The sequence below is a fragment of the Vibrio sp. R10-SG3-ISO10 genome, from assembly GCF_059834185.1.
In genome coordinates, this window is the sequence record NZ_JCBDHG010000023.1 from 90129 (window position 1) to 107709 (window position 17581).

13 protein-coding genes and 1 riboswitch are annotated in these 17581 nt (G+C 45.4%); of the genes, 5 read left to right on the forward strand and 8 right to left on the reverse strand.

The features are described 5' to 3' along the window. The 7 genes from AC6R16_RS18710 to AC6R16_RS18740 all read right to left on the reverse strand — a co-directional run bounded on the left by AC6R16_RS18710 (position 1) and on the right by AC6R16_RS18740 (position 7662). Positions 1-840 (reverse strand): ExeA family protein, encoded by an 840-nt coding sequence (locus tag AC6R16_RS18710; RefSeq protein WP_500675412.1) that lies wholly within the window; start codon positions 838-840, stop codon positions 1-3. Positions 841-845: 5 nt separating this feature from the next. Further along, positions 846-2513: a pilus (MSHA type) biogenesis protein MshL gene (gene mshL / locus AC6R16_RS18715; protein ID WP_500675413.1), complete on the reverse strand. Its 1668-nt coding sequence runs from the start codon at positions 2511-2513 to the stop codon at positions 846-848. Positions 2514-2528: 15 nt separating this feature from the next. Next, complete coding sequence (locus AC6R16_RS18720; RefSeq protein WP_500675414.1) at positions 2529-2852, reverse strand: MSHA biogenesis protein MshK; 324 nt, start codon at positions 2850-2852, stop codon at positions 2529-2531. Then, on the reverse strand, positions 2845-3495 hold the full coding sequence (locus AC6R16_RS18725) for an MSHA biogenesis protein MshJ (protein ID WP_500675415.1): 651 nt from the start codon (positions 3493-3495) through the stop codon (positions 2845-2847). The genes AC6R16_RS18720 and AC6R16_RS18725 overlap by 8 nt, the downstream gene beginning before the upstream one ends. Beyond that, a complete protein-coding gene (locus tag AC6R16_RS18730) occupies positions 3495-4934 on the reverse strand; it encodes an MSHA biogenesis protein MshI (RefSeq protein ID WP_500675416.1) in 1440 nt (479 codons plus the stop codon). Before AC6R16_RS18730 ends, AC6R16_RS18725 begins: the two co-directional genes overlap by 1 nt. An 8-nt stretch (positions 4935-4942) precedes the next feature. Beyond that, positions 4943-6961, reverse strand: a complete 2019-nt coding sequence (gene csrD, locus AC6R16_RS18735; RefSeq protein WP_500675417.1) for an RNase E specificity factor CsrD — start codon at positions 6959-6961, stop codon at positions 4943-4945. Between the two features lie 164 nt (positions 6962-7125). Further along, the gene (locus tag AC6R16_RS18740; RefSeq protein ID WP_069667424.1) at positions 7126-7662 is read right to left on the reverse strand and encodes a single-stranded DNA-binding protein; all 537 of its coding nucleotides are present in this window, start codon (positions 7660-7662) and stop codon (positions 7126-7128) included. 283 nt (positions 7663-7945) lie between these two features. Between AC6R16_RS18740 and AC6R16_RS18745 the strand changes: the two genes are divergently transcribed. From AC6R16_RS18745 to AC6R16_RS18760, 4 genes are all read left to right on the forward strand, one after another. Then, on the forward strand, positions 7946-8596 hold the full coding sequence (locus AC6R16_RS18745; protein ID WP_500675418.1) for a LuxR C-terminal-related transcriptional regulator: 651 nt from the start codon (positions 7946-7948) through the stop codon (positions 8594-8596). A gap of 117 nt (positions 8597-8713) precedes the next feature. Beyond that, positions 8714-9589, forward strand: a complete 876-nt coding sequence (galU, locus tag AC6R16_RS18750) for a UTP--glucose-1-phosphate uridylyltransferase GalU (protein WP_500675419.1) — start codon at positions 8714-8716, stop codon at positions 9587-9589. Between the two features lie 137 nt (positions 9590-9726). Continuing rightward, on the forward strand, positions 9727-12549 hold the full coding sequence (uvrA, locus tag AC6R16_RS18755) for an excinuclease ABC subunit UvrA (protein WP_500675420.1): 2823 nt from the start codon (positions 9727-9729) through the stop codon (positions 12547-12549). 116 nt (positions 12550-12665) lie between these two features. Then, positions 12666-14441, forward strand: coding sequence for a PglL family O-oligosaccharyltransferase (locus AC6R16_RS18760; RefSeq protein ID WP_500675421.1), 1776 nt, complete (start codon positions 12666-12668; stop codon positions 14439-14441). Positions 14442-14506: 65 nt separating this feature from the next. Here the strand turns inward: AC6R16_RS18760 and AC6R16_RS18765 are convergent, their stop codons facing one another. Next, positions 14507-15628 (reverse strand): pyridoxal-phosphate-dependent aminotransferase family protein, encoded by a 1122-nt coding sequence (locus AC6R16_RS18765; protein WP_500675422.1) that lies wholly within the window; start codon positions 15626-15628, stop codon positions 14507-14509. Positions 15629-15859: 231 nt separating this feature from the next. After that, a riboswitch (Lysine riboswitch) is annotated at positions 15860-16037 on the forward strand. A gap of 117 nt (positions 16038-16154) precedes the next feature. On the opposite strand from AC6R16_RS18765, the gene lysC reads away from it, so the two are divergent. Further along, complete coding sequence (lysC, locus tag AC6R16_RS18770; RefSeq protein WP_500675423.1) at positions 16155-17507, forward strand: lysine-sensitive aspartokinase 3; 1353 nt, start codon at positions 16155-16157, stop codon at positions 17505-17507. The last annotated feature ends 74 nt before the right edge of the window (positions 17508-17581 follow it).

Below are 17581 nucleotides of genomic sequence, written 5' to 3' on the forward strand. Positions count from 1 at the left end.
TTAACTCCACCCCCATAACAGCGGGCTCTTGAACTTTGGTTTACTACTGTCGTAAGTGTCATGAATCGCATCGAACAAATGACCATTCGCCACCTGTTCTTGTTTGTCGCTACTCGCCAGTAGCAGAGCTTTATGGCAAATCTGGTTAATCAGACGTGGATAGCCCTTGCTTGCCCGCCAGATTGCCTTTTTGTGCGCGAGCAAAAAAAGATTCTCGCTGCCGCCCGCTTTTTTCAAGCGACTCTCGATATAAGCGACACACTCATCTAAAGTTAGCCCCCGCAGTTTGGCACTGAAGGTAATACGTTGACGAAACTGCCTTAGGTGATGACTGGCTAAACGCTCATCGAGTTCAGGTTGACCAAGCAAGATGATCTGCAAGAGCTTTTCTTGCTCTGTTTCTAGGTTGCCAAACAATCTAAGTACTTCTAACGCGTCATCACTCAATGCCTGCGCTTCATCGACTAAAACCACCACCTGCTTTTGCTCTTTTTTAAGTTCAATCAGGCGCTTTTGAATCTCATCAACAATTGTCGCTTCATTGTCAGTACTCAGACCCAACTCACTTGCTACAGCTAAACGTAACTGGCTTCCATTTAAGGCAGGATTTGGCACAAAAACCAATTGAATACTCGGTGTAAAGTACTTAACCAATACACGGCAAATCATAGTTTTGCCAGTACCGACCTCTCCTGTCACTTTGATCACCCCTTCACCCATTTCTAGTGCCGAATTGACCATTTGAATCGCCTCATAATGTGGCGCTAACCCCAGAAACATCTCCGTATCTGGGGTGAGGTGAAAGGGCAAACTCTCAAAGCCAAAGTGCTCAAGATACATTGTGACTATTGCTCGTCAGGGAACCATTCTTGTAAAAGATCCCGCGAGCGCTCCAATTCTTTTTGCCACGTATTAACACCGACTACCGAAGGCTTAAGCAAAATAACCAGCTCCGTTTTCTGAGTTAACTTGGTCGTATTGCGGAATAAATGCCCTAACGCTGGTACATCACCTAAAAATGGTACTTTCGATACTTGATCAAAGGTGTTGGACTTCATCAAGCCCCCAATCACGACCACATCACCATCTTGGGCACGAATTACAGAATCAGATTCACGAATCGAACTGGTTGCCAGTGGCAACGTTAAACTGTTGTTGTTTCCGTAATCTATCGTTTTGCGCTCTTCTTTGACTTCGAGAACCGCCGGATGAACATGCAATAACACATTGCCCTGATCATCTATCTGTGGCGTTACATCTAACGAGATACCCGAGAAAAAGGGAGTCAATTCGACATCGGTCGTCGTGTTGTCATTGTTGGTGTTGCTACTGGTGCTTGTATTCGAGGAAAAGTCGGTCACGTAGTAGCTATCTGTACCAACTTTAATCACTGCCTTTTGGTTATTTGAGGCCGTAACACGTGGACTAGAAAGTACGTTTAGATCACCTTGAGTTGCCATAAAGCTCAGTACCGCTTCAAAGCTGCCACTCGAAATAACCAAGTTTGATTGCCCGCCGAGCAGAGTGCCGATTGAGTCTAATCCCGGTAACGCAGCAGGAACGATAGCCCCCGCAGCATCCTTGACAATTGAGCCCTGACCTAAGGAATAGTTGGTTCCATTAGAAGAGAATGCTTTTGACCAGTTGATCCCTTGCTGATAACCATCACTCAAAGTGACTTCCAGTATTTTCGCTTCCAAAATCACTTGGCGATGCATGCGCTGCTGAGACACACCTAAGAAGTTACGCACTTCTCTGATTTCATCAGGGAAAGCTCGTACTGTAATCACACTGGCTTGTGGCGTAACCACAACACTTTGGCCATCACCAGAGCCTATCAACTGTGCGACAGCCGTTTCTAATTGAGGCCAAAAATCACTTTCGCTGGTTGTTTCTATCTCGGTACCGCCTTTAACGCTGTTACTACTGTTGTTCGAGCTAGAGTTAGAAGAAGTCGTAGAGCTGGTTGAACTCGAAGATGAGTTATTGTCAGTGTTAGTGATCGTCCCTGTCGAGATGGAAGTTAAGGAGCGCCCCGCGCGTTTAAACTGAAGATAGTCAACAGGAATAGTCACTGTCCTAAGACCTGCAGGATAAATCTGAATGACATTGCCCACTTTATCGATATCGTAGCCATACATATCTTGCACAACGGACAACACTTCATCTAAAGAAACATCATTTAAATTAACAGTAATATTACCAGTAACATTGGGGTGGATAGCCGCACTGTACTGCGTGCCTTTAACCAAGCTAGCAAAAAAGGCTTTCGCATCAACACCATTGGCTTTAATCCTGAAACGCTTAATTGTCTTAGACACCGCTGCCTCATCACCGCTAAGTTCAGGCATTAGATCAGCTTCAACCGAAGGTGGTAGTGTCTCTAAGGTACGACTATTATTTTCGTTAATCGCTTGATTAATTGTACTTTTAGCTTCGACTGGATCTCTATGTCCCATCGCACAACCGGCTAATAAGCTTGTAATCGTGATTGCTATCGCGAGTTTACGCATACGTTTCCACTGACCTTACTGTTTCACTTCCAGAGAGAAGAGATTTAATTTCCACTGCTTGCCACCTCTAATTAAGGTCACAACTTCTGGTTTTATTTGACTCACTTTGTAGCCGTTCACTTGCTCCCCAGCAAGTACAACCTGACCATTGATAATGGCGCTACACCCCCCCACTTCCTCGCAGACGATACTTTGTAGCTTAGGCACTGGCTTACGCTTTACAATTGCTGCCTTACTCTGCTGAGGACTTTGCCACCCAAGTGGTGCAGTTGGGTCTTGAGATGCCATGACGTTAAGAGAAACCCCAACCGAAAGCAGTGTAAGTATCGTTCTAACCACCTATAAACTCCTGCCTTGTTCCTAAGGTATACACCTCTAGCACTAAACGCGCTGTTGGGTACTCCTCAACCGAGTAGTGAAAGCTGCGCCAATAATATTTTACCGGTAGTGCTTCCAATGCCTCTAAGTAATCAACAATGGCAAAATACTTGCCAGTCAGCTCCAATCTCACTGGGTGCACATAGTAACTGGCCAAATCGGAATTGCTTTCATTGCTGACAATTGGCTCTGCCGTCTGTGACTCTAAAGAAACTAAATGCAAACCTTTAGAATCTGCGAGTACTTGTTCCAACAATTGAGCCATTTGACTCGGTGCGATAAGGTTTTCGACAATCGCAGCCAATTGCGTTGACAGCTCTTGGCTTTCTACCATCAGCTGTTTGTACTCTTGATTCAGCTCTTGATCCGGATCTTTTTGCAACTTTGCGGTCATCAACAAAATATCGGCTTCTAAGCGCTGTACATTAAGCTTAGTCGACGCAATGCGCTGCGAGGTTGCCCTATTTTGCTCATAGGCTGGCTCAATCAATAGTGTCAGCAGGCCAAGGATAATGACCACAAAACCACAGACAGCGATCAACACCTTTTCTCTCGCGCTTAGTTGGATAAATCGATCACACCACGACTGCCAGTACTGCTGCATTATTTACTCTCCTGCTCAGTCTTAAGCTCAAAGGTAATGATGTTCTGCTCATTGCGGCTTATTTTAAGTTTTTCAAACGTTCGCCCAACGAGGTTCAACTCGGTTTTAAACTGATTGACCCAATTTGGTATGGCTTTCGCCTCACGCGCTAATCCATGCAAGTCCAACTGGGTGGCATTGATGGTGATTGAGTTTAATGAAATATCGTTACGACCAAGTTGAGCTAAAGAGCGCATCACTCCGGAGTAACCCAGTTGCAGTGAATTATCGAACTCACCAACGGCTTGTAGTGAATTACGCTTAGCCTCTATCTCTAACTTAAGTCTAGCGACTGCCGCGACTTTTGCAGGTGTTGGTTTATGCTGAGCGACACGTTGGGTTAAGCTCTCGGCTTGCTGCTTAAACTCGACTTCTTGCGACAAGTAGGTTTTCAGCTCAGAGTCCATTTGGCTGTGTTGGTATTTTAATCCGACATAACCTAGGCCTAACAAAAGCGCCGTGACAAACCAGCCCAACGCAACGTAGGGCAAAGTGAAGTACTCTTTGCTCGGTTTTAAATCATCAGGAAATAAGTTGATTTCCACCTGCTCTAGCTTAAGGGCGCTCTCGGCTAGCACCGTGCCAGACTCTTGCTCCATATCAGCAAGAGCGGCGACTTTTACACTCAGGCTATCAGCTAAATTTTGTATGAGTTCTTGCTGCTGCTCTTCATCACAACAAACTTGTAACTGATGCAATGAAGCCCCACGCATCTGGGAAGAGAGGTAATCAATCGAGCGTTGTAACTCTAGAGCGAGACTATCAAGTTGTAGCGCGCTCGCCGCCATACCTGTTAATGGTGCGACAACACCACGAATCGTCCTTTGAAAAGCACATTGGGATTCGACAAAGGCACTAATCCGGAATGCCCCTTGCTTACTTCTTTGCAACAGCAAGAAGGTCGTCATATCGCCAGCGGAATGCCCCCATACTTCGTCTTCAACCAACACTCCTGACAACTCAATTTTGAGCTCTTTTAAAGACTCATACAGCCCAACAACCACAGCGCGTTGCAGCACGTAAACCTGAAGCTTGTTGTTGACAGCAATAGGGGCTGAATCAGCAACAATCTCAGTAATTTTCTCACTAATCAAATCCTTAACTAAGAACGGCAATGCACTTTTCAGTTCTTCAGGCGGAATGTTGGGTTTATCAACCTGGAAGGTTTGATAAATATTGGCGTGCAAAACGACTTTTAGTGAGATATTAGTAACATGAGCGTCACGTAAGGTGTTAAGTAGCGCCTCTTGCCATGAGATACCTTCAATTGCCACTTGGGTCGGCAAGGAGAAGTCTGCCGGAGCAGAGAAAAAAAGTGCACTGGGTTGCACCACGACGCAAACACCTGCCGTAGCCTGATTGCTGCTTTTAAACTTTCCTATTAAAGATTGAATCTTCATCTTTATATCTACGCTTTGCGCCAACGGTTGCGGCGGCCAATTTGTACTTTACTCTGCTTAGCCTGCATAGGTTCACTGCGCTGAACGACTTTAGGTTTAGGCAACATCTGCAGTTCCGCTGCCAAAAATCGCCCTTGAATACCGTGAACGCCTAGGTCAAGCATAGTCCTGTGCTCTTGTTTATTATCGACACCTACAGCGATAACCTGAGTTTTTAGTCCTGCACATGCCCCGAGCAAACTACGTACAAACAATTGGTTTTCATGACGTTGGTCGATTTTCTTGATTAAACTGCGATGTAACTTCAGGTAGCTAACCGGAAACTCTTTCAGGTAGTGAGTACTAACAATGGAGCGCCCAGCTTGACCAACAACAACACGACAACCTAGGCCTGTAATCATTTTGGCAACTGGTCGAATGTAATCTAAATGCTTAACCAAGCGAGCTTCAGCAAACTCAAAAGATAGTCTAGCTCTCTGCTCGCTAGTCAGTTGCAGCAACTCATCACGAAACCATTTAAAGAAACTCCGTTCGGCAAAAGGTACCACATGCAGGTTAATAGAGTAACTGTTTGAATCATTTGAATGTCTTATATGGCGAATTATTGTTTTCACCACAGCTTTATCTAGTGTTGCTTCATAGCCGATAGACTCTACCGCTGAGTTAAATCGAGAGGCCTTTATGACCCCTTTTTCAGGATCATTAATGCGAGCAAACAACTCAAAATGTTCGACTGACGGCTCATTTTGCTTATCTAACAAGTAACACGGTTGGGAAAATATATAGAGTTGATCAGGTTGTAGCGCGACATCCAATAGCGTACGCCAACGAACACTACCACGTTCTTCGTCTTGATTGACGTGTTTTTGAAATCGGCTCCAAGTATTGATTCTTTGCAACTGGGCACTCTTTAATGCATTCTCAGCTTCATCAAGAATACGACCTTGGCTTTCACCTTCTCGGTACATACTGACTCCAATGTGTACCCAATTATCATTTTCTAAAGGTGAAGGAGGCGCTAGTTTAGTAAGTTGTTTGAGACATTGAGCAGCCACATTGGAGACTTCTTTGCTCGAAAGGTTTGGCGCGAAAATCGCAAAGTCAGAGCTGTAGTAGCGCGACAAGATCACATCCGGGTAACGCTGTATTACGTTGCTCAATCCTTCTCCGACGCTAATGAGGAAATCATTCGCGACTTGCTTATCATGGTCTTCTTCGATTTGCTCCCAATCATCTACCCGTAGGATCAGTATCCCGCCACGCGAACCGTGTTCAGATAGCGCTGCTTCCAACTTGCTATCAAACAGCACTCGGTTTGCCGCCCCAGTTAACTGATCTAGAAACGTCTGACTACGAATAAAGGTATCGAAACGACTGCGCTCCTGGCGTGCATCTTGCAATTCTTCAATAAGTCGGTCTAATGCTTGGCTCGCGGTAAACGGCCACTCTCTTTCATCCCCGACCGAGTGCTCTTCAACCCTTCCTGCAAGAATCATTCTGCCGCGTTCTTCGAGTAGCTCAGAACCATATAGCTGCTCTTTTAACCATTTCAGTCCCCTCACCAAACAAAATACAATAAACGCTACCGCTAAAGTGATCGACCACAAGGCTTGGATTGAATAGCCATAGCCGATATAAGGTGGCACTGCTTTGAAATGTATCCGATAACCTTGATTGCGCTCCAATGTATACTCGGTTTCATAAAGCAATGCAGTCTCGACTTTCGATGAGGTATCTTTAAAGCGGTAAATCACGCCAAACTCAGACAACAACTCCATTTCAACAATGTTGGAGGCTTGGAGCATTTTAGGCATCCACCTTTGCAGCGAGTAGGCGGCATCAGGGTCTTCCATTTCTTTATCAAGCACTTCCACAATCCCTTTGAGAGATTGATCGAGATATTCTTGCCCAAGACGTTTAAACGATAGGGTGCCACCTAAGAAAAGGATAAACATCGCACTGATAACGATCATGGTGACAAAAGCAACCAGCCGAGTACTGAGCTTTAAGGTAGGGGTATACCTCATGAATCGAGAATTCCTTTTCTAAATAGACAATCGGTTTATTTATGCTGGAGAGGCTAAAAATCAACGTGGTAAGGAACGGATGTTGATGACGACAATAATTTTAGCCCTCTATTTACTATATAAAAAAGCCGCGACTTGCGCGGCTTTTTTTCAATAACAGACACTTAGAATGGGATGTCGTCATCAAAATCCATTGGCGGCTCATTGTACTGTGGCTGAGCTTGCTGTGGTTGCGACTGTGGTTGTTGAGCAGGTTGATGCTGCATTGCAGGCTGTTGAGGCTGTCCCCATCCACCTTGTTGAGGCTGCTGCTGTTGGCCCATACCTTGACCTGGAGCACCACCTTGAGCACGACCACCAAGCATTTGCATCACGCCGTTAAAGCCTTGAACTACAACTTCTGTTGTGTAGCGATCTTGACCACTTTGATCTTGCCACTTACGAGTTTGAAGTTGGCCTTCAACGTAAACTTGAGAGCCCTTACGTAGATACTCACCAGCAACTTCAGCTAACTTGCCGAATAATGCAACACGGTGCCATTCCGTTTTTTCACGCTGTTCACCAGTGGCTTTATCACGCCACGATTCAGACGTTGCGATAGTAATATTGGCTACAGCACCGCCACTTGGCATGTAACGTACTTCTGGGTCAGAACCCAGATTACCGACTAAAATAACTTTGTTAACTCCACGGCTAGCCATGTTTCGCTCCGTCTAACTTTGGTATTGATTAAGAAATAGCGCAATAGGATAACACGCTTTGCGCTCGGTACAAATCTCTGTCACCACAATGTCTAGAATCTAGAGATAGCTATATCTTGCGCGGTATAATTTTAGAGAAAACTCAAAACTTATCGAGATTGAGAAATCAGTTAATTACCGAATGACATGAAATAAAACGCAAAGCCTGCACCTCAATTCGCACATATTTCCCCTTTAAGTCACTCTGAATAAAAACGTAATCAATGTCAGTCACGAGGGGCTTATGGCTAAAAACATCTACGCACGAACCATCTACTTTCTCACAGAAAACAAGTCTGTAAATCCAATCATTCAACACTTAGAGCGACGAATGGAGATCTCTATTCCGACAATGACACCCAACGATTTGTTACTAGCCTTACAACAGTATAAACATCGCATCCTCATTATTGATTACCAAGAATACACCCAACTCAAAAACGTGATTAGTGAACTACCACTGGCAGACAAATCATTTGAAACCATCATTTTTAATGTTTCTCATCGCTTGACCACCGACGAACTGTTGGCATTTGGACATTTGAAAGCAGTCTTCTACCAAGATATCGACATAGAACAGCTAGTCAAAGGTTACGAAGGCGTCATCAATGGCGAAACCTGGTTACCAAGAAAAGTAACGGCTCAGCTGCTGTTCCACTACCGTAATGTTGTTGATACCCATACCACTCCCGCTACCGTAGACTTAACCACCAGAGAAATGCAGATCTTACGCTGTTTAATGTCAGGGGCTTCCAACACTCAAATTGCCGACGATATGTTTATTAGTGAGTTCACCGTCAAATCCCACTTGCAGAAAGTGTTCAAGAAATTAAGCGTCAAAAATCGCGTACAGGCTGCCGCTTGGGCGAAACAACATATGAGACCACTGTCTTAAATCTAAAACCAAATTATATCTGATTGTTTTTCTCGCTGCTCATTCATCAACAATTCACTTTCCTTGTGGTATTGTTGCGCCAGTTTGAAAATAAGTATCTATAGCAAGGGATGAATCATGATTAAAAAATGCCTGTTTCCGGCAGCGGGTTACGGTACACGTTTCCTACCAGCTACGAAATCAATGCCAAAAGAGATGATGCCAGTGGTAAACAAACCGCTTATTGAATACGGTGTCGAGGAGGCGATTCAAGCAGGCATGAATGGGATGTGCATCGTGACAGGCCGCGGTAAACACTCGATCATGGATCACTTTGACAAAAACTATGAATTGGAGCACCAGATCAGTGGTACCAACAAAGAAGAACTGCTGGTCGATATTCGCGACATTATCGAGAGTGCGAACTTCACATACATTCGTCAACGCGAAATGAAAGGCTTAGGTCATGCAATCCTTACGGGTAAAGAGCTGATCGGTGATGAGCCTTTTGCTGTCGTACTCGCAGACGATTTGTGTGTGAACGAGCAAGAAGGTGTTTTGGCGCAAATGGTAGCACTGTTCAAGCAGTTCCGTTGCTCCATTGTCGCGGTGCAAGAAGTACCTGAAGATGAAACCCATAAATACGGCGTTATCTCTGGGGAAATGATCAAAGATGATATCTTCCGCGTCGATGACATGGTCGAAAAGCCAGAACCTGGCACAGCACCAAGTAACTTAGCGATCATCGGCCGCTATATCCTGACTCCAGATATTTTTGAACTGATTGAAAACACTGAGCCGGGTAAAGGTGGTGAAATTCAAATTACTGATGCGTTGCTTAAGCAAGCCAAAGCAGGCTGCGTATTGGCATACAAATTCAAAGGCAAACGCTTTGACTGCGGTAGTGTAGAAGGCTATATCGAAGCAACGAATTACTGTTTTGAAAATCTCTACTTAAAAGACGCACATAAATCTGAGTTAGGTAAGCAAAAGACGACCAAAGAAAACGCTTAATTCACTCAGATAAAGTTATCACTTCTTAAGGCAGCCTCACCGCTGCCTTTTTACTGTTTTTTTATCCAGTATTTTCTTTGCACAATTCTCACACTATGTAATACTTAGCCAACTTATTGTTACCTAGAGTGTTGAGAATGGATCAGATAGAAGTCCGTGGTGCCCGCACCCATAACCTGAAAAATATTAACGTAACCATACCTCGTGATAAGTTGATCGTGATTACAGGTTTATCTGGTTCAGGTAAGTCATCACTCGCTTTTGATACCTTGTATGCTGAAGGACAACGTCGCTACGTCGAATCGTTATCCGCTTATGCTCGTCAGTTCCTCTCATTGATGGAAAAGCCTGATGTTGACCATATTGAAGGCCTGTCCCCAGCGATCTCAATTGAGCAGAAATCAACCTCGCATAACCCACGTTCAACCGTCGGTACCATTACCGAAGTCTACGACTATCTAAGACTGCTCTATGCTCGTGTTGGTGAGCCACGCTGTCCTGACCACAAGGTTCCACTAGCTGCACAAACTGTGTCTCAGATGGTGGATAAAGTACTTGAGTTGCCAGAAGGCGCTAAGATGATGCTGCTAGCTCCCATCGTTAAGGAGCGTAAAGGTGAGCACGTCAAAACACTGGAAAACCTCGCAGCTCAAGGTTTCATTCGCGCGCGAATTGACGGTGAAACTTGTGATCTTTCCGATCCACCGACGCTAGAGCTGCATAAAAAACACACCATCGAAGTGGTTGTCGACCGCTTTAAGGTGCGTGGCGATCTTCAACAGCGTCTTGCCGAATCGTTTGAAACCACACTGGAGCTTTCTGGCGGTATTGCTGTTGTTGCTGCTATGGACGGTGACGGAGAAGAAATAGTCTTCTCTGCAAACTTCGCTTGCCCACACTGTGGTTATAGCATGCAAGAACTAGAACCTCGCCTATTTTCCTTCAACAACCCTGCCGGAGCTTGTCACACTTGTGATGGTCTTGGTGTTCAGCAGTACTTTGATCCTGCGCGAGTGATCGTCGACGATTCACTGAGCCTAGCCGAAGGGGCAATCCGAGGTTGGGATCAGAAAAACTATTACTACTTTCAGATGCTCTCTTCTCTTGCAGAGCATTATGATTTCGACCTTAAGGCACCATTTAACTCACTACCAAAGAAAATTCGTGATGTCATTCTGATCGGTTCTGGACGCACTGAAGTTGAGTTTAAATACATTAATGACCGTGGTGATATTCGCGTTAAGCGTCATCCATTTGAAGGGATATTAAATACCCTCGAACGCCGCTATCGTGATACTGAATCCAATGCTGTGCGTGAAGATTTGGCTAAATATATCTCAACCAAAACCTGTTCTAGCTGTGATGGAAGTCGCCTACGTCTAGAAGCTCGTAATGTATTTATTGGTAACACAACACTGCCAGAAATTGTTGAGCTCAGCATTGCTGACGCATTAGGTTTCTTTGCCTCTTTGCAACTCGAAGGACAACGCGCTCAGATCGCAGAGAAAGTAATGAAGGAGATCAATGATCGCCTGCAGTTTCTGGTTAATGTCGGCTTGAACTACCTTAATCTCTCTCGCAGTGCAGAGACCTTATCCGGTGGTGAAGCTCAGCGTATCCGTCTTGCGAGCCAAATTGGTGCAGGGCTGGTTGGTGTGATGTATGTTCTCGATGAGCCTTCAATCGGCCTACATCAGCGTGATAACGAACGCCTACTTAAAACTCTGACTCACCTACGTGACCTCGGCAATACGGTGTTAGTGGTTGAGCACGATGAAGATGCGATTCGTATCGCTGATCACGTGATTGATATTGGCCCAGGCGCTGGCGTCCACGGTGGTAACGTGGTTGCAGAAGGGACAATGGATGAGATTATTGCCAACCCGAATTCAGTAACCGGACAGTACCTCAGTGGTAAGAGAGAAATTTCTATCCCAAGCAATCGCACGCCTATAGATAGCAAGAAGGTTGTTGAGCTTATCGGCGCTTCAGGCAATAACTTAAAAGATGTCACTTTAGAGATTCCAGTCGGTCTATTTAGCTGTATCACTGGCGTGTCTGGCTCGGGTAAATCAACCCTTATTAACGACACTTTCTTTAAGATTGCCCACACCCAACTTAATGGTGCGACTACAGCTATGCCTGCGCCATATAAGAAGATTAAAGGGTTGGAGCATTTTGATAAAGTAATCGATATCGACCAGAGCCCGATTGGTCGTACACCTCGTTCAAACCCAGCTACCTACACAGGTATTTTTACCCCAATTCGAGAGTTATTTGCCGGAACTCAAGAGTCGCGTTCTCGTGGCTATAAACCAGGTCGTTTTAGTTTCAATGTACGCGGTGGTCGTTGTGAAGCTTGCCAAGGCGACGGTGTGATTAAGGTCGAGATGCACTTCCTGCCAGACGTTTATGTGCCATGTGATGTGTGTAAGGGCAAGCGTTATAATCGCGAAACCTTAGAAGTTCGCTACAAAGGCAAGACAATCGATGAAGTGCTGGAAATGACAGTCGAAGATGCTCGTAAATTCTTCGATCCAGTGCCCGTGATTGCTCGCAAATTACAAACCTTGATGGATGTGGGCCTATCCTACATTCGCTTAGGTCAAGCCGCGACGACCCTATCCGGTGGTGAAGCGCAGCGCGTCAAGTTAGCTCGTGAACTGTCTAAACGAGACACAGGCAAAACCCTATACATTTTGGATGAGCCAACTACTGGCTTACACTTCCATGATATTCAGCAATTACTGACGGTACTGCATCGCCTGCGTGACCACGGCAATACCGTTGTCGTGATCGAACACAACCTAGATGTGATCAAAACCGCGGATTGGATTGTTGATTTAGGACCAGAAGGTGGCCAAGGGGGTGGTGAAATTATCGCTCAAGGCACGCCGGAAGATGTGTCACTCATCGAAGGCTCTCATACTGCCCGATTCCTCAAGCCTATGTTAAAATAGCAATTAATAGTAAAATTCACAGACCAGTGTAATACCAATCGGGATAAGTAGATGTCCAGATAACTATTCTGATTGGTATCCGATCGCTGGTCTGTTTGTTTGAGGTATCAAGATTTATGGCGACCACACACGTAGCAGGGACAGAGCTTGAAATAAAGGCGCCAAAGATCCCTTTAACCAGACCTTTCTTAGTCACCATCGGGATACTCTTCCTGTTGGCGATGCACTTTTTTATGCCCAACCCTGGTGGCGCAGGCCTCGCTCTTGCCTTTAACCCCACAACTTGGCTTGTGGTGAGTTTCTCTATTGCGATAGGTTTATACCAACTCGGTAGCTACGGCAGCCTAAGATACAACAAGCTCACTATAGGTTTGTTTGTGTGCTGCATTATGCTCACGCTGCCCGCGCTCTATTCAGGTTCGAATCTTGAGCTATCACTAGGGAAACTCACTGGCCTTTGGGCAGGTTATATTCTGTTTGTTGTCTTGCAGCAATTTCGCTTCAGCAACAAACAAAAGCAGCGTCTACTCTGGTTTATCACCATTGCGGTCTTTATCGAAGCTATTTTCGGCTGGGTACAGTATTTGGTATTAGAGCCTGGAAATTTATTTGGCTACAACACTGAATCAAACCGCCCTTACGGCATCTTTCAGCAACCCAATGTGATGGCGAGTTTCCTCGCTACTGGATTAGCGCTATCTGGCTACTTGCTCACCCGTCATCCAACTAAATACCAACGTAAAGTCAGTGAAGTCGCCTTACTGTATTTAATGCCTGTTGCAACTGTCCCATTACTGGTTGTATTGGCTTCACGCACTGGCTGGTTAGCTGCAATTCTTTCTATTGCACTCTTGATTCCGTACGTATATAGGTTTGCAACCAAAAAACGCTTTGTCGGTTGGGTAGTGGCCATTATTGTGGGAACTGGGTTAGGCTTTTCAACCCCATTGATAACTGGGCAAGATGGCTCTTTAGTGGAACAGAAGAGCAATCTGGAAAGTCCAAGACAGTATACCTTTCCTCAAGCTTTCGACATGCTGATCGAAAAGCCGTTTACAGGCTATGGCTATGGTCGATTTGAGCCAGAGTACATGGTGTACACGGCGAGACAACACCAGCTAAATCAGAGCTATAAGCCGGGTTTAGCGGCGATGGACCATCCGCATAATGAATTGCTTTATTGGGGAGTAGAAGGAGGCTTACTGCCCCTACTCGCGATCATACTCGCGGCGCTGTTTGTTCTCGCTCGACTCTATCAAGCCAAGAAAGGTACACGCTTGGCAATGTTTGCCCTGTTTGTGCCCATCGTACTGCACAGTCAGCTTGAGTATCCGTTTTATCACTCAGCGATTCACTGGATAACCTTTGTCATTCTGCTCTACTGGGTTGATCAAAGGGCGAGCAGTTATCGCCAAGCAGCATTTAGTATTATCTCCAAGACAGCGCTACGGGTGTCTAGTTTAGTTATACCGATTGTGACAAGCTTCTATATGCTGACCACTTTGCATACCAATTATGTGCTTACCCAGTTTGAGCGCTCACAGCCTAAAGATCCTGAAATACTCAACCAAGTCACCAATCCAGTGGTTTGGAAAGACAGATACGATTGGGATATCTATAGCACCTATCTCAATATTGGCTTATACAAGCAAGATCCTCAGTTTATCAAACCATACATAGATTGGTCACTGAAGATTATTAAAGATAAACCTCGTCCTGCTTTCTATAACAATTTGATCTTGGCCTATCAAGGGCTGGGAGACAGTGTGAAAGCGGAGCAAATTCGTAGCGAAGCGCAGTTCCTATTCCCTGAACGGGATTTCTCTGAGGTGCAGTACATCCCACCGAATATCGATGCCTTAAAGGCGGACAGTGAAAAAGAGACTAACTAGAGTCTGTTGAAAATAATTAAGGCGACCATCTGGTCGCCTTATTAATTGATATGTTATTGAGACTGCTATTGCGTCAATGCCTCTTCGAGCGCTCGTAAGCACAACGCGACATTCTCGGCTCGGGCACCGTAACCCATCAAGCCAATACGCCACGCTTTACCTGCTAACGCGCCTAAGCCAGCACCAATTTCTAGGTTGTAAGTCTCTAGTAGGTGAGTTCTCACTTTAGCTTCATCAATACCTTGCGGAACATAAATAGCGTTGAGCTGAGGTAAGCGCGAGTCTTGCTCGACAACGAACTCAAAGCCTAGCTTCTCTAAGCCCTGTTTAAGTTTTTCATGCATGTCTCGATGTCGCTGCCATGCATTTTCTAACCCTTCATTCTTAAGAATCAACAATGACTCATGCAGAGCATATAAGCTGTTCACAGGCGCAGTATGGTGATAACTACGCTTTCCTTCACCGCTCCAATAGCCAAGCACTAAACTCTGATCTAGAAACCAACTTTGAACTGGCGTGGTACGCGCTTGAATTTTCTCAATCGCAGCTGGAGAAAAGGTCACCGGAGAAAGACCCGGAACACAAGAAAGACACTTCTGACTGCCTGAATAAACCGCATCTAGTTGCCATTCATCGACCTTAAGCGGTACGCCACCAAGCGAGGTCACAGCATCTACAATGGTCAGCAAGCCACATTGCTTAGCCAACTTACCCAAGGCCTCTGCGTCACTGCACGCACCAGTCGACGTTTCAGCGTGAACAAAAGCTAGGATTTTCGCGTCAGGGTTATCTTTTAACGCTTGCTCGACTTTATCGACAGAGATGGGTGCACCCCACTCATCATCGACAACTTCAGCTACGCCCCCTGCACGTACAACATTTTCACGCATACGCTCGCCAAACACGCCATTGCGACAAACGATCACCTTTTCACCCGGCTCAATCAGGTTGACGAAACAAGTCTCCATCCCTGCACTCCCTGGCGCAGAAACGGCAATGGTAAACTCATTGTCAGTTTGGAAAGCGTACTTGAGCAGCGATTTAAGCTCATCCATCATGCCAACAAATAATGGATCTAAGTGACCAACCGTCGGGCGACTCAAAGCTTGCAACACTTGAGGAGATATATCTGAAGGCCCAGGTCCCATAAGAATACGATGAGGGGGGATAAAACTTTGAATCGTCATTGGCAGCTCCTTTTTAATATCAATATAATTTTTGTTCTATCTTTACTTCCTTAAACCCACCTTAATTCAATTCTTTGTTGGCAGCAATTAGCCCAAAGTATTGAGGTCAAACCAGTGTCACAAGTTTGTTAATTATAAAAAGGCATAAAGTTACAAATTCTCATTGACATAGTTCACAGAAAAACGTTCAATGCGGACATGTGGCGAATATTTATGCCACATAGCAAATTATTTTGCAGAAGAGGAGCACTGCCCAGGTAGACGTGTTGTGGAGCCACAAATCCGATACAACACATTGAGGGGGAGTAGTGCCGAGGTAGATCCGAAGTGTCGGTTTGGATCTGTCGGTTGCTAGGGTTGAATCCCTACAACTGTCATCAGCCCAGTCTGATGATGAGCTTCTGAGGAAAGTCATACATATAAAAGGCCCCCTCTCTTTCGCTCAACTCTCTTCATCAAAGCAAAACACTGGATGTTGGTATAGCTACCAAAAGTTTTTATTTTAGGAAGTCGTGGGAGAAATGCTGTGAGCAGTTTTAATGTAGCTAAATTTGGTGGAACAAGCGTTGCTAACTTTGAGGCAATGAGCCGTTGTGCTGCAATTATTGAAAGTAATCCAAATACAAAACTCGTTGTGAGTAGCGCTTGCTCAGGTGTCACTAACCTTCTGGTCGAGCTCGCAAATGGCGTACAAGACCAAGTTCATCGCAGTGAGATTTTGACTAAACTGGCGCAAATTCATGATGCGGTACTCGAACAGCTTGAAGATGGAACCCAAGCAGCGAGCGATGTTTACGAGATTCTCGACACAGTGACTAGCCTTGCGGAAGCGGCATCGATCCAAGCAAGCCACAAACTGACAGACCACTTAGTCGCGTGTGGTGAGTTGATGTCGACTCACCTACTTACCCAACTGATGAAAGAGCGCGGTATCAGCGCAGTACGTTTTGATATTCGTGACATTCTGCGCACCGATAGCAATTTCGGTAAAGCAGAGCCACAACTAGACCAGATCAGCGAGCTTGCTCAGCAATCACTGGTGCCACTGTGCCAAGATGCAGTAGTGATTACTCAAGGCTTTATCGGTTCTGACGCCGAAGGCAACACCACTACTTTAGGTCGTGGTGGTAGTGATTACAGTGCAGCCCTAATCGCCGAAGCCGTTGAAGCTTCTGGACTTGAGATTTGGACAGACGTTCCTGGTATTTACACCACTGATCCACGCATTGCGCCTAAAGCTTCTCCAATTCCTGAAATTAGTTTTAGTGAAGCGTCTGAAATGGCGAACTTTGGCGCTAAAATTCTCCACCCATCGACGCTTCTTCCTGCACTACGCCACGATATTCCTGTGTTTGTCGGCTCATCGAAAGAGCCACAGAAAGGCGGTACTTGGATTCGTCATCAAGTAGAAAGCTCACCGCTATTTCGCGCTCTGGCTCTGCGTTGTAACCAAACCATGGTGACACTGCGCAGCGCCAACATGTTCCATGCCTATGGTTTCCTAGCTAAAGTATTTGAGATCCTTGCTAAACACAAAATCTCGGTCGACTTGATTACCACTTCAGAGATCAGTGTATCTCTCACTTTAGACCAAACAGATACTGCTGGCGGTGCACCACAACTTCCAGAAGCCGCACGTATTGAGCTAGAAGAGTTATGTACGGTCGAGGTAGAACACAACCTATGCTTGGTTGCTCTGATTGGCAACAATATGAGTGAGAGTAAAGGCTATGCAAAGCAAGTATTCAGCACTTTAGAAGATTTCAACCTGCGTATGATCTGCTACGGCGCGAGCCCACACAACCTGTGTTTCTTAGTTGATGAGTCAGTCTCAAAACAAGCGATTCAGAAACTGCATACGGAGTTGTTTGAGGAGTAAAAGGGATTCGGGATTCGGGATTCGGGATTCGGGATTCGGGATTCGACGGATATTTTAAAGGGTTGGCATTTTTG

Coding starts and splice junctions, on each gene's coding strand:
- csrD (WP_500675417.1), bottom strand. CDS start 6,961: ATGAGGTATACCCCTACCTTAAAGCTCAGTACTCGGCTGGTTGCTTTT.
- AC6R16_RS18740 (WP_069667424.1), bottom strand. CDS start 7,662: ATGGCTAGCCGTGGAGTTAACAAAGTTATTTTAGTCGGTAATCTGGGT.
- uvrA (WP_500675420.1), top strand. CDS start 9,727: ATGGATCAGATAGAAGTCCGTGGTGCCCGCACCCATAACCTGAAAAAT.
- AC6R16_RS18725 (WP_500675415.1), bottom strand. CDS start 3,495: ATGCAGCAGTACTGGCAGTCGTGGTGTGATCGATTTATCCAACTAAGC.
- galU (WP_500675419.1), top strand. CDS start 8,714: ATGATTAAAAAATGCCTGTTTCCGGCAGCGGGTTACGGTACACGTTTC.
- AC6R16_RS18765 (WP_500675422.1), bottom strand. CDS start 15,628: ATGACGATTCAAAGTTTTATCCCCCCTCATCGTATTCTTATGGGACCT.
- mshL (WP_500675413.1), bottom strand. CDS start 2,513: ATGCGTAAACTCGCGATAGCAATCACGATTACAAGCTTATTAGCCGGT.
- AC6R16_RS18745 (WP_500675418.1), top strand. CDS start 7,946: ATGGCTAAAAACATCTACGCACGAACCATCTACTTTCTCACAGAAAAC.
- AC6R16_RS18730 (WP_500675416.1), bottom strand. CDS start 4,934: ATGAAGATTCAATCTTTAATAGGAAAGTTTAAAAGCAGCAATCAGGCT.
- AC6R16_RS18760 (WP_500675421.1), top strand. CDS start 12,666: ATGGCGACCACACACGTAGCAGGGACAGAGCTTGAAATAAAGGCGCCA.
- AC6R16_RS18710 (WP_500675412.1), bottom strand. CDS start 840: ATGTATCTTGAGCACTTTGGCTTTGAGAGTTTGCCCTTTCACCTCACC.